At 66.2% G+C, this 13,049-nt stretch carries 9 protein-coding genes; 7 read left to right on the forward strand and 2 right to left on the reverse strand.

What is annotated here, in order from left to right:
* Positions 1 to 69: 69 nt before the first annotated feature.
* Positions 70 to 1,329 (reverse strand): oligosaccharide flippase family protein, encoded by a 1,260-nt coding sequence (locus CFB41_RS23395; protein WP_089458046.1) that lies wholly within the window; start codon positions 1,327 to 1,329, stop codon positions 70 to 72.
* 578 nt (positions 1,330 to 1,907) lie between these two features.
* Here CFB41_RS23395 and CFB41_RS23400 point away from each other — a divergent pair.
* The gene (locus tag CFB41_RS23400; RefSeq protein ID WP_089458047.1) at positions 1,908 to 3,764 is read left to right on the forward strand and encodes a serine aminopeptidase domain-containing protein; all 1,857 of its coding nucleotides are present in this window, start codon (positions 1,908 to 1,910) and stop codon (positions 3,762 to 3,764) included.
* 169 nt (positions 3,765 to 3,933) lie between these two features.
* On the opposite strand, the gene CFB41_RS23405 is transcribed toward CFB41_RS23400, so the two are convergent.
* On the reverse strand, positions 3,934 to 4,353 hold the full coding sequence (locus tag CFB41_RS23405; RefSeq protein WP_089458048.1) for a hypothetical protein: 420 nt from the start codon (positions 4,351 to 4,353) through the stop codon (positions 3,934 to 3,936).
* A 128-nt stretch (positions 4,354 to 4,481) separates the two neighbouring features.
* On the opposite strand from CFB41_RS23405, the gene CFB41_RS23410 reads away from it, so the two are divergent.
* The 6 genes from CFB41_RS23410 (at position 4,482) to CFB41_RS23435 (ending at position 13,028) form a co-directional block, all read left to right on the forward strand.
* Complete coding sequence (locus CFB41_RS23410) at positions 4,482 to 5,708, forward strand: polysaccharide biosynthesis/export family protein (RefSeq protein ID WP_089458049.1); 1,227 nt, start codon at positions 4,482 to 4,484, stop codon at positions 5,706 to 5,708.
* 59 nt (positions 5,709 to 5,767) lie between these two features.
* Positions 5,768 to 8,041, forward strand: a complete 2,274-nt coding sequence (locus CFB41_RS23415; protein WP_089458050.1) for a polysaccharide biosynthesis tyrosine autokinase — start codon at positions 5,768 to 5,770, stop codon at positions 8,039 to 8,041.
* On the forward strand, positions 8,038 to 9,372 hold the full coding sequence (locus tag CFB41_RS23420) for an oligosaccharide repeat unit polymerase (RefSeq protein WP_256941146.1): 1,335 nt from the start codon (positions 8,038 to 8,040) through the stop codon (positions 9,370 to 9,372). The genes CFB41_RS23415 and CFB41_RS23420 overlap by 4 nt, the downstream gene beginning before the upstream one ends.
* Positions 9,373 to 9,625: 253 nt before the next feature.
* Complete coding sequence (locus tag CFB41_RS23425) at positions 9,626 to 9,871, forward strand: acyl carrier protein (protein WP_089458051.1); 246 nt, start codon at positions 9,626 to 9,628, stop codon at positions 9,869 to 9,871.
* A 55-nt stretch (positions 9,872 to 9,926) separates the two neighbouring features.
* Positions 9,927 to 11,870, forward strand: coding sequence for an HAD family hydrolase (locus tag CFB41_RS23430; protein ID WP_089458052.1), 1,944 nt, complete (start codon positions 9,927 to 9,929; stop codon positions 11,868 to 11,870).
* A gap of 237 nt (positions 11,871 to 12,107) precedes the next feature.
* Entirely contained in the window at positions 12,108 to 13,028 is a 921-nt protein-coding gene (locus tag CFB41_RS23435) for an SGNH/GDSL hydrolase family protein (protein WP_179250141.1), read from the forward strand.
* Positions 13,029 to 13,049: the final 21 nt, after the last annotated feature.

Here is a 13,049-nt window from a genome sequence, read left to right on the forward strand (position 1 = left end):
CTTGGTCGCACGGTGCGGTTCGTTGCGCTCGCATCGAACGGAACGCCGTCCGATGCCGGCCACCTCGCGCTAGCCGCGTCGCGCGACCGGACTGCCGGGAAGCGGAATCCCGGCGCGATAGACGACGGTGGCGAGTGCCGCGGCGACCGCCGCCTCGGCCGTCAGCACGGCGGCGGCTGCGCCCAGCTCGGCGAAGTACTTGGCGAGCACGGGTACCAGCACGATGTTCAGAATGCCCGATGACATCAGGATGCGCGTGAATGCGGACTTCATCCCGAGCGGCAGCATCGTCTGCACACCGAACAGGTCGGTCATGCCGGCCATGAACGGAATGAAGGCCATCCAGCGCAGCACCTGGACCGTCGGTTCGTACGAAGGGCCATACAGGATGCGCACGGCGAGCGGCGCGCCGAAGAAGATCACGAGCGAGATGCCGAGCACCATCGCAACCTGCACGACGAACAGCTTGCGCAGGAACGAGAACGCATCGTTGCGCGCGTGCCGCATCAGGTAGTTGATGCGCGGATAGGTGGCGGCCTTCAGCGGTTGCAGCATGCTGAGCGCCGCACGGATCAGCTTGTCGCCGGCGGCGAAGTAGCCTGCCGCGACGTTGCCCGATACGAAGCCGAGCAGCACGGTGTTGGTCGACGCATAGAACGCGATGGACGTCGACGCGAGGAACACCTGCCAGCCGCCTTTCAGCGATTCCGCGATGTCGGAGAACTCCACGCGAATGAAGTCGATTTCGCGCTGCGCATAAAGGTAGATGGCCAGCACGATCGCGGACAGCGTCGGGACGGCTGCGTTGACGATCATCGCGCGGTCGATGTCCGCCGGGCTGTGCACGAGCGCGAACATCGCGGGCAGGCTCAGGATGCGGCCGATGAACAGGATCACGCTCAGCGCGCGCAGTTTCTCCATGCCCTGGAAATACCAACCCGGCGTAAACGCCACGCCGGCCACCATGCCGAAACCGATCAGCAGCAGATCGCGGTCCTCGCCGAAGCGCTTGAACAGGAAAGTCAGCGCGACCAGCACGATGAAGCAGATGATGGCGATGCCGATCTGGGCGTACAACGTCGCCCAGAAGATACGGGAGCGCTCGGCGCGGTCGTCGCGGGCGAGCGCGATGCGCGGCGTGGCGGTCAGGTCGAAGCTGTAGCTCGTGCAGTTGGTCAGGTAGGCGATGACCGCGAGCGAGAACGCGAGTTGGCCGTAGCCTTCAGGCCCCAGTGCGTGCGTCAGCAGCGGTGCGATCATCAGCGGCACCGCGTACATCGAAATCTGCAACGTCAGCAGCAGCAGGAAGTTCTTCTTGAGGTTAGACATTCGCTCGGTCGGCGCCGTGGGTGTCGCGGTGCGGCGGCATGGGGCCGCGATGCGTGTGTGCATCCGGTCGGCGCTGACCCGGGTGCATGGGTGGGTGGCGCGTCCGGCGTCGCCGGGCACGGCCACATCATCGTATGGCGGCCATGATACCGGCCGCACGAGACGCCTGTGTTCGCGAGCCTACCGTTCGCGGATGCCGTGCGCACGGCATGCGTGGATCCCGACACCGCGCACGCCGTCGCGCGTCGTCTCGTCGTATCGCGACAGGGATGAATCCATTTGTAAGCTGGCGCACCGAAGGACGCTCGAACCGGGTGCTTTAATCGAACGCACAGTTTTGGCTCACGCCGCACGGGTTCCCGGCGCAAACCGTGACGGCGTGCCGGGCACGCAACATCACCTCCCGCGGGCATGCGGGCAGGGTAACGAACGAAACAGGGCGGGCCGCGCAGGGGCGCGGCTGGGGGCGCCGCCGTGTGTTCGTCGAGCAGTCGCACGATCGTGGAATCGCTCATTTCGGTGGAGCCGCCGGAACACGCGTCCGCGTCCGATAAAAATACCGATCCGAGGAGTACCGATTGAAGCCGATTACGTTCGGCAGCTGCGTGGGGTGGCTGCACGAGGGACAGACGACACAAGGGGTGGTCCTGTGCGAAGCATTGGGCCACGAGGCATCGTGGACGCACAAGCTCATGCGGGCGATCGCCGAGCGCCTTGCCAGTAACGGCGTCACGGTGTTGCGATTCAACTATCCGTGCAGTGGTGACTCCGCGGGCGACGATCTCGATGCCGGTCGCTATGCCGCGTGCATCGACAGCATTCACGATGCGATCGACATGCTGCGCGACCAGGTCGGTGTCGCGTCGCTGACGCTCGTCGGAATCCGTGCAGGCGCGCTGTTCGCGATGCTGGCCGCCGCGGGCAACGGCCAGCGTCCGTTGCCGCGCGTCGACGCATTGGCGGCCTTCGCGCCCGTCGTGCGTGGGCGCGCGTATCTCCGCGAGATGTCGTTCGTGCATCGCCAGTGGCTCGACATCACGTCGCCGGCCATTCGTGCCGCACATCGCGACGAACCGTGCATGAACGTGCTCGGGCACCGCTTTCCCGACGATTTCGTCGATGCGCTGAAGGCGGTCGATCTGTGCGACGTGGTGCGCGATGCAGCGGCGTTGCCCGCTGCGGTGCTGCTGATCGATCCCGATCAGGGGGACGGCCCTGCGTTGCGCGATGCACTGCTCGCGCGCGGCGTCGACGTGGCCACCGACTCGTTCCGCGAATGGTCGACGACGATGCTGGACGGTACGCGCTCGCGCCTGCCGCTCGACGCGATCGACACGCTCGCGAACTGGATCGCCGAACGGGCGCCGCGCGCGGCGACAGGCATCGACCCCGCGCGGCCGCTGGATCCGGCATGGAATGGCGAGTCGGCTGTCGCGCTCGACATGACGGACATGACCGAGCAGGTCGTCGCGGTAGGGCCGGACCGGGTGGTCGGCGTGCTGTGCCGTCCCGCCGATACGGGGCCGGCAAATCCCGTCGCTCCGGCACTCGTGATCGCGAACACGTCGACGAATCCGCGCAGCGGAGAAGGGCGCTTCAGCGTGCGCCTCGCGCGCACGCTCGCACGCGCCGGCGTGACGACGCTGAGGATCGACGTGCATGGCGTGGGCGACAGCGGGGCTGCCGCGCCCGACGACCAGGCGCCGGTCGTGTATGCACCGCAGTCGAGCGACGACGTGGCGGCCGCCGCGGACTGGCTGCGTGCACTCGGCTACCCGGAGGTGATCGCAACCGGCATCTGTTCGGGCGCCTATGCAGCATTGCATGCGGCCGTGAAGACGCCGTCGCTCGGCGGCGTGATCGCGATCAACCTGGCGCGTTTCGTGTGGCCGGCCGGGCTCTCGCTGGAGGCGGTGCAGAAGCAGCGGAACAATTCGGTGCGCGGCTACTGGCTATCGGTGCGCGACTGGAAAAAGTGGAAGGGCCTCGTGCGCGAACGGCGCGATTTGCGGCCGATCGTGGGGGCCGTCGCCGCCAATGCGATCGCGCGGATCAGCGTGCCGATGAAAGAGGCCGCCGCGCGCTTCGGCTGGAAGCCGCGCGCCGGCACGCCACGCGGCGTGATGCACGTGCTGGCGCAACGCAATGTCCGGACGACGCTGGTGTACGGCGCGCTCGATCCCGGCATCGACGACGTGCGGCGCCACTTCGGGGCGATCGAGCGCGCGTTCAGGCACTCACGTCACGTGCGACTGCATCTCGAGCCGCAGGTCGATCACGCGGTGTACGGCGCGGTCGGCACGGACATCGTGATCGGGCTTTGCATGCAGGCGCTCGGCCGTGATTCGGGGAGGCCGGTCGTGCGCGTCTCCGATCCTGCCACGCTCGAAGCGGCCGCAGGATCGTACGGGAGCGTGTCGGTCGGCAGGCCGTGACGTGCGCTGTGCCGCATGCGTCGCATGCAGTGGTGCGTCGGGGTGCGATCGCGCTCGCGTATGAAGATGGGCGTTCGGTGGGGTTGCTCACAGACGCGCCGTTTGCCGTGGTGTCCAATCCCTTATCGATGCATGCGCGGTCATGCCGAGGCATGACCGGCCGGGTGCTTCAGTCCGGATCGGCTGGCGCGTCAAAGGGTGATTTCGCGTAGGGCGATGCGTACAACGTGCCACTGCCCCATACGTCGTCGGCCGGTGTACTGGCCACCTGCGCGCGATGCGGGCGCGCCGGGACGAGCGGCCGGCGCAACGTGCCGTGGGCGCGCGGGTCGGGCTGAACGGCGGCGCTCGCGGCGGGGCGCGTGAGCGCGGGCGCGGCAGTCGCGGACGCGGGCGTGGCAGGTTCGGCGGCCGCGCGTGCGACCGCCGCTTGCGCCGAACGTTGTGGCGGCACCAGGCCCGGTAGCGTCGACGACGCAAAGGACGGGGTGTCGGCGGGGCTGCTGGACAGCGTCTGCGCACCGGCGGCACAGACGAAGCCGGCCGACACGATGCAGACGAACGACGAAAGCGATGAAGAGAAGTTCATGACGAATCGTATGGAGTGACGTGCGGTGAAGAGGGCGGTGCGGCGATGCAATGCGAGCCGCGCTGGGCAAGCGTAATGCCGGAATTCGCCGCGTTCGGCGGGTTACCGCACAGTTTTGGAAGGACATCATGTCAATCACCACGCAACCGGAATCGACGCTCGGCACGCCTGGGCCACGCCGGGCCGTCGCCCGTCGCGCATCGTGGCAGTCGCGCCTGGCGATCGCGGCCGCCGCGTGCGCACTGAGCGCATGCGCGCTGTCGCCGGGCATGACTTATCACCCGCCGGCCGAGCGCGACGCGAATGCGCGCGTGAGCGCCGACGCATCGGGATCGGGCGGCCTCGACGGCGTGCAGAACGTGTCGAGCGAGAATCTGATCGAGATCACGCCGGCCTTCGTCGCGCAGCACCATGCGGGGCGGCCGGCCAACGTCGACGCGGAAATCCGCCAGCTGTTCGGCAAGCCGGTGCCGTACACGATCGGCCCTGGCGATGTGCTGGGCATCGTCGTCTGGGACCACCCCGAGTTGAACCTGCCGACGACGCAGACGGTCGGTGGCGGCGACGGGGTCGGCGCCAGCTCGGTCGCGACGGGCTACACGGTCGATGCGAACGGCAACGTGCAGTTCGCTTACGCGGGCCTCGTTCACGTGGCCGGGTTGACCGAGGCGCAGGCAGGCGCGCTGCTGATGAAGCGGCTCGGCGAATACGTGCGCAAGCCGCAGCTCTCGCTGCGCGTGCAGAGCTACCGCAGCAAGCGCGTCTATCTCGACGGCGAGGTGCGCACGCCGGGTCTGCAGATCGTCAACGACATGCCGATGACGCTGCCCGAGGCGATCGACCGTGCGGGCGGTTTCACCCCGACGGCAGACCGCTCGCAGGTTTCGGTGACGCGCGGCGACAAGACCGTGAACGTGAGCCTGCCCGCATTGATTTCGGCGGGCGTGAATCCGTCGAACATCCTGTTGCGCGACGGCGATCTCGTGCGCGTGCGCGCGGCGAGCGACGCGAAAGTGTTCGTGCTCGGCGAGGTGTCGCGACCCGCGACGCTGACATTGACCGACGGCCGGATGAGCCTTGGTGAGGCACTTGGCGACACGGGCGGCGTGAGTCAGTACACGTCCGACGCGCGCCAGGTGTTCGTCGTGCGCCGTGGCCCGGACAACCGTCCGCGGGTGTACCACCTCGACGGCAGCTCGCCCGCGTCGTTCGCGCTCGCCGACCAGTTTCCGCTCGAGCGGCGCGACGTCGTGTTCGTCGATGCGTCGTCGCTCGTGCGCTGGAGCCGCGTCGTGAACCTGCTGATTCCATCGTCCGCGCAAGGTGCGCTGACGGCGAAGGCCATTTCGCCGTGATATTCGCGGCGGATTTTGTGACCGCGACGGTGCGTCGCGCCATACGGGACTGAGGCTGTATGAATACTTCGACCCTGCCTGACTCGCACAGCGGGCGCATTCCGCGGCCGTCCCATTCGGTACGCCGCTACTGGGGCGTGCTGTATGGCGGCCGGCGCCTGATCCTTTGCACGGCGCTTGCGGGCGCGATTGCTGGAGGCCTGTATGCGCTGTGCGCGGCCCCCGTCTACCGCTCCGACATCCTGTTCCAGGTCGAGCAAAGCCAGACCGACTCGAAGCAGACGTCGCCGCCTGGCGATCCATCGTCGGTGTTCGATCTGAAGACGGATGCATCGACGGAGATCGAGGTGCTGAAATCCCGCGCGGTGCTCGATCGCGCGATCGACAGCACCAACCTCGCGCTCGACGCCCGACCGCATTACCTGCCGCTGATCGGCTGGCGATTCGTGAATGCCGCCGACGGGTTGTCGTCGCCGTTGCCGGGCGGATACGTGTACGGCACCGAGCGCATCGACGTGCCGACCTTCGACGTGCCGAAACGACTGCTTGGCAAGCGCTTCGCGTTGACCGTCGGCGATGACGGCGCCTATACGCTGCAGCGCACCGGCCTCTTCGGCCGGAAAGGGCCGATGTGGCAGGGCCGTATCGGCCAGCCGTTGCACGTCGAGACGCCGGAAGGCGCGATCGACGTGTTCGTGCGCGGTGTGGCCGGCAAGCCCGGCGCACGCTTCGACCTGACGCGTTACAGCGACGAGGAGGCGTCCACGTGGCTGCAGAAGAACGCGCTGATCTCGGAGCGCGGCAAGCAGTCGAACATGGTTGGCGTGACGCTCGACGGCACCGATCCCGTGCAGGACAGCCGCGTGCTGAACGCGATCGGCGACGCGTATCTGGCGCAGAACACGCAACGCAAGTCCGAGGCGGCCGACAAGCTGATCCGCTATATGGACGGCCAGTTGCCGCAGTTGAAGGCCCAGCTGGAGGCGGCGGAAAACCGCTTCAATGCATTCCGTGCATCGCACGGGACGGTCAATACGAGCGACGAAGCGCTGGCATTGCGGCAACAGGCGGTCGACATCGAGACGCGCGTGCAGACGCTGCAGCAGCGGCGCGAGGAACTGATGACGCGCTTCATGCCGAAGCATCCGGCGGTTGCGGCCGTCGATGCGCAGCTCGCCGATGCGCAGCGCTCGCTCGACACGACGCGCAAGCAGATCCAGCAGTTGCCGACCGTGGAGCAGGGCGTGCTGCAACTGCAGCGCGACGTGGCCGTGGATACCGCGCTGTACACGAACCTGCTCAATACGCGCCAGCAGATGGTCCTCGCACGTGCCAGCAAGACCGGCACCGTGCGAATCGTCGATACGGCGAAGATCGCCGAGCAGCCGATTGGTCCGCATCGCGGGGTTGCGGTGGTCGGTCTCCTGATGGTGGGCCTGCTGGCTGGCGCGGCAATCGTGATCGCCCGGCAGCGTGTCGTCGGCACGATCGGCGACGCGGAAGAAATCGAATGGGCGACGGGGCTGCCGGTGTTCGCGACCGTCCCGCACAGCGCGATCGCGGCGGCCGCGGAACTGCGGTCCAAGGCCGGCCGGCCCGGTCCGCGCACGTCGATTGCGCCGGTCGGCGCGCAGGACGCCGCGCTCGAAAGCTTGCGCGGTCTGCGCGCGTCGCTGCAATTGGCGATGCCGGCCGCGTCGAATCGGGTCGTGCTGATCTCCGGGCCGACGACGGGCGTCGGCAAGTCGTTCGTCGCTGCGAATATCGCGTCGCTCGCCGGTGCCGCGAAACGGCGGGTCCTGCTGATCGACGCCGATCTGCGCAAGGGTTCGCTGCACGACCGGTTCCGCTATAGCCGTGCGCCGGGGCTGTCGGACGTGGTGGCGGGCACCCATGCGCTCGACGAGGCAATCAAGCGCGGCGTGACTCCGGGCCTCGATTTCATCGCGATGGGCAGCGTCGTTCCCGATCCGGGCGAACTGCTGCTCCAGCCCGCGTTCGCCGAATTGATCGGGCAGCTCGCGTCGCGCTACGACATGGTGGTGCTCGACGGCCCGCCGCTGCTGCCGGTCGCCGATGCGCTGGTGCTGGGGCGTCTGGCGGGCACGGTGTTCCTCGTCGCGCGTAGCGGCGTGACGACGCTGACGGAGCTCGACGAAAGCGCGCGACGGCTCGAGCACGCGCATATCGATGTGCGCGGCGTGATCCTGAACGATTACCAGGGCGCGCCGGGTCGGTACGACTACGGCTATACGGATACGAATACGCATCAGGCCGCGGCGATCGCCAACGGAATCGCGGTATCGCGACAACAGATGGAACGTGCTTCATGAGACCGCGTGGCGTGGGCGAAGGCCGACCCCGCCTGCGACAAAGCGGGGCGACGGCACGCAAGGCGGCCCGTGTCGGTCGCGACGCAGGTGCTTACACGGGTTACTGGTGGGAAGATCCCGCCCGGCTCGTGCTGATCTTCATCCTGCCGTTGTACGGGATGTTGTCATTGAGTCTGCTGGTCAATCAGAAATCGATTGCGCGGCTCTACTTCGACGGCTATTACGCCTGGGTCGGCGCACTGTTCCTGGTGGTGGTCGTGGCGACGGCGTGGCTGGCGACGACCGAGGCGCAGTCGCGCCGGGGGCCGCCGGCCGCGCCCGCCGAGCTGCTCCCCGGCGTACTCGATTTCGTGTTCGTGCTCGCGATGTTCGGCAATCTGATGCTGCTGGGCGGGATTCTCGCGCGTCCGGCGTTGTTGCTGGCGTTCCTGCACGGCGAAGCGAATGCGTATGTCATGCTCGAGCAGAAAGGGCACTTCACGGGCCTGAGCTCGTTCACCCAGGCAGCCGCGCCGTACGTCGTGCTGTATTTCTACGTGTTCAAGACACCGGTCAAGGGCTTGAACCGCTACAAGGTTTACCTGGGCGTGCTCGCGGTGCTGACGCTGCTGCGCAGCTTCATCTTTGCCGAGCGGCTCGCGTTGATCGAGGTGGCGCTGCCATGCGTGCTCATGATCGTGCGGTTCCGGCTTCGCGGCCGGTTCTCGCGACTGCTGACGCTCGGGCCGTACGCCGCGATTCCGTTGCTGTTCGGGCTCTTCATCGCGAACGAGTACAACCGGTCGTGGGAGGCCTATTACGTCACCGTCTACGACAACATTTTCGATTTCGCGATCGAACGTCTCGGCTTGTATTACTCGACGGCGCTGAATAACGGTGCGGGGATACTGAGCGTGCTCGGGTGGGGCAGCGGCCATCCCATGTTCACCTTCGACTGGTTGCTGCATTTTCCGATCATCGGTGCGCCGTTGGAGCCGTGGCTCGATTCGACCGACAGCATCACCGTGTTCCTGAACAGCTACGCCGACCCGGAATTCAACAATCCGTCGGGGATCTTCGTTCACTTTTACGAATGGGGCTGGTTCGGGCTGCTCGATGCGGTCGTCCTCGGCTGGGTGTTCGGGCGGAGCTACGCAGGCTGGCGGAGTGGAGCGGGGTTCTGGTGTTGCGCGCATGCCGTGCTCTTCGTTTCGATCATGGAAATTCTTCGAATTCCGAATTTGTTCAGTGGACGGAATTTCGTGCCGACAGTCTTGCTGATCGTCGTGTTCCGCTATTTCGTCAAGCGACCGGCGTCGGTCGCGCCGCTCACCCGTCCTGCCGCGCCGTGAGGCGCACGCGGTCGCGCACCCGCTCGACATTCCGCCCGCGAGTCGAAACCTGCATCCGAGCCTTGCAGTCTCCCGGAAAAGTAGCTTTTCGCACGTTAATGATTCGATCGCCGGGCTAGCATTTGTACGATGGTCGAGGTTGTCGTGCTGCCACGAACCGCTGACCGACGCAATGCGATGACGTACGCGAGAACGACTTCGACCGGGTACATCGCATCGTTCATTTTTCCCTACGTCAAAGGATGCCTTCGCCGTGAGCCAATCTGCCGTCTATGCCAAGTTGACCGATGTGTTGCGGGACGTATTCGACGACGACGAGCTGGTGGCAACGCCTCAACTGACCGCCGCCGACGTCGACGGCTGGGACAGCCTGTCGCATATCCGTCTGGTTCTGAGCGTCGAGCGCGCGTTCGGAATCAAGCTTGCCGCCGCCGATATTTCCGGCCTGAAGAACGTCGGTGAATTTGCAGACCTGATCAGCAAGCGCCACGTCGCATGACGCGCGTCGGCCCGCATTTCCCGTCCAGAACCCGCTTCGCCGAGAGCGCCGCCCGATGAAAGATGATTTGTACACTGCGCTGGCCTGGTTGCCGCGCCCGCCTGACGATTTCTCCGCGCGCTGCCGCGAGCTCGGCGAATCGATCCACGATGATCCGGGTGCCGGACTGGGCAGTCGCATACGCCAACTGGCCAGCTGCGCGCTCGGCGAAAATCAGTTGATCAAGCTGGGGCGCGCGATCGTTGCCTTGCAGCGCGCGGGGCGTACGCTTGCACCGCTTACGCCGTTCCGGCTCGGGTTGGTCGGCAACGGCACGCTCGATCATCTCGTGTTGCCGCTCGTCGCCAGCGCCGCGCGTCATGGCGTTGCGCTGGAGATCGTGTCGGGACACTACGGGCAGGTCATGCAGGAAGCCCTGGCGCCCGATTCGACGATCAATCGCGCGCAAGTCGATGCCGTGCTGGTGGCCCTGGACTACCGCGGGTTGCCGCTGAACGCACAACCGGGCGACGAGGAAGCGGCGCAGCACGGCGTGGCCGCGGCGCTGGACCAGATCGATGCACTGCGCGCCGGCTTCAGGCAGCACGGCAACGCGCTGTCGATCGTCCAGACGCTCGCGCCGCCGTCCGACACGCTGTTCGGCAACCGGGATGCACTGATTGCCGGCACGCCGCTCAATCTCGTCGAACGTTTCAATCGAGCACTCGCGCAGCGGGTGGCGGAATCGAACGACATCCTGTTCGACGTTGCGCATGTCGCGGGGACGGTCGGACTCGCGAACTGGCATTCGCCCGCGCAATGGAATCTGGCCAAGTATCCGTTTGCCGGCGACTACGTGCCGCTGTATGCGGATCATGTGGGCCGGCTGCTCGGCGCGGCGCGCGGCAAGAGCCGACGCGTGCTGGTACTCGATCTCGACAATACCCTGTGGGGCGGGGTGATCGGCGACGACTTGCTCGAAGGCATCAAGGTGGCGCAGGGCGATGCGGTCGGCGAAGCCCATCTCGCGGTGCAGCAGCTCGCGCTCTCGCTGAGAGCGCGCGGCATCGTGCTCGCGGTGTCGTCGAAGAACAATGACGACACGGCGCGTCTGCCGTTTCAAAAACACCCTGAAATGCTGTTGCGCGAGCAACACTTTGCGGTGTTCCAGGCCAACTGGAACGACAAGGCGACCAATATTCGCGCGATTGCCGACGAACTGTCGCTCGGTATCGATGCGATGGTGTTCCTCGACGACAATCCGGTCGAGCGGAATCTGGTTCGTACGACGTTGCCCGAAGTCGCCGTTCCCGAGTTGCCCGATGATCCGTCGCTGTACGCGCGAACCCTGGCCGCCGCGGGCTATTTCGAGTCTCTCGCATTCTTGCCGGAAGATCGGAAGCGCGCGGACATGTACCAGGACAATGCGCGCCGCGTGGCGCTACGCAGTCAGGCCGGCGACATGGATGCGTACTTGCGTTCGCTCGACATGAAGATCGATTTCGCACCGTTCGACGATACCGGGCGGGCACGCATCGTTCAGTTGATCAACAAGTCGAACCAGTTCAATTTGACGACGCGCCGCTATACCGACGCGGAGGTCCAGGCGCTCGAAGGCGACGGGCGAGTTTTTACGCTGCAGGTTCGGCTGACGGATACGTTCGGCGACAACGGCATGATCTCGGTCGTGATTTGCCGGCCCGACGAACATGCGTCGAATACCTGGCAGATCGATTCGTGGTTGATGAGCTGCCGCGTGCTCGGGCGCCAGGTCGAGCAGATGGTGTTGCGCGAAGTGCTGCAGCATGCGCGCCAGCGCGATGTCACGCGCGTGATCGGGCGTTATGTCCCGACCGACCGCAATGCGCTGGTCAAGGATCACTATGCGAAGCTCGGTTTCGAAGCCGTGCGTGAAGAGCCGGACGGCACGACGGTCTGGGAAATGGCCAGCGACCGCGAGATCGCGCCCGGTCACTTCGCCGTGACGCGGGCGGGTTTCGATACGATGGCTGCCGCCTGAACCATGAAAAACACCGTACCACTCACGTCGTTTCGCGAGACGAATGACGTCGCGGTTTCTCGCCGGCTGCCGCGCCGGGACTATGTACTACTGCCGTTGATCGTCGTGGCGACGGTGATCTGCCTGTTCGTCGCCGCCGAATGCGTGACGAGGGCGATCTGGAGCGCGGGAACGCACGGGGGCGAATGTCGTGTAGCCGATGCGGCGGAGGGCATGCGCAACGTTCCGAATTGCACGATGACGGTCAAGACCCCGGAAACGCCGTGGATCGCTTACCACTACAACGCGTGCGGGTTCCGCTCGACCGAGGATTGCGGGCCGAAGCCGGCCGGTACGCGCCGCGTGGCGTTGCTCGGCACGTCGTTTGCCGAAGGCACGAGCCTCCCGTATGACCAGTCGTTCGCGGCGCTGGCGGAACAGGATTTGAGCAGGATGTGCGGCGCGCCGGTCGAGGTCCAGAATCTCGGTGTCTACGAACTGCCGTTCCGCAAGGTGCTGAACCGGATCGGGCCGGCGCTCGCCTTGCAGCCGGATGCAGCGGTACTCACGGTTGCTCCGTTCGATCTGGAAAAGATCAACTTGCCCGACGTCGCGGATGCGCCCGCGGCCACCGCAGCGCCGGAACCGCGCAGCGACCTGATGGCGCGTGTCAAGGGCTGGCTGAGCGGGAGCCGTGCCATTGCCGTCGCACAGCACTACATGTTCGAAAATCCGGACATTCAGGTGCCGATGTATCTGAAATACGGCGACAAGGCCGATTTCCTTCGCCCGCCATTTTCGACCGCCTGGCGCGAGCGGCTCGAGACGTTCGACAAAGTGGCCGCCACGGTCGCGGACAGGTTTCGCGCGACGGGCGTGCCGGTGGCGCTGATGCTGATTCCGCAGCGCACGCAGGCGGGGCTCCTGGCCGCGAAAGCGCTGCCGAGCGGGATCGATCCGTGGGCGCTCGATCGCGCGATGGCCGAAATCGCCGCGAAGCACGGCATGCGCTACATCGACCTGGCCTCGAGCCTGAAGCAGTCGGCGAACCCGGCCGATTACTACTATCCGGTCGACAACCATCTGAACGCCGCCGGCGCGCGCGTTGTCGCGCAAAGCATGGTGACGGCGCTTACCACCGGCGGTTCGCCCGCGTTGTCGGCATGCGGATCACATTGAATCTGGCGGCGCAGGCCGCCG

The sequence above is a fragment of the Burkholderia sp. AU33803 genome (genome assembly GCF_002223095.1).
GTDB lineage: Bacteria > Pseudomonadota > Gammaproteobacteria > Burkholderiales > Burkholderiaceae > Burkholderia.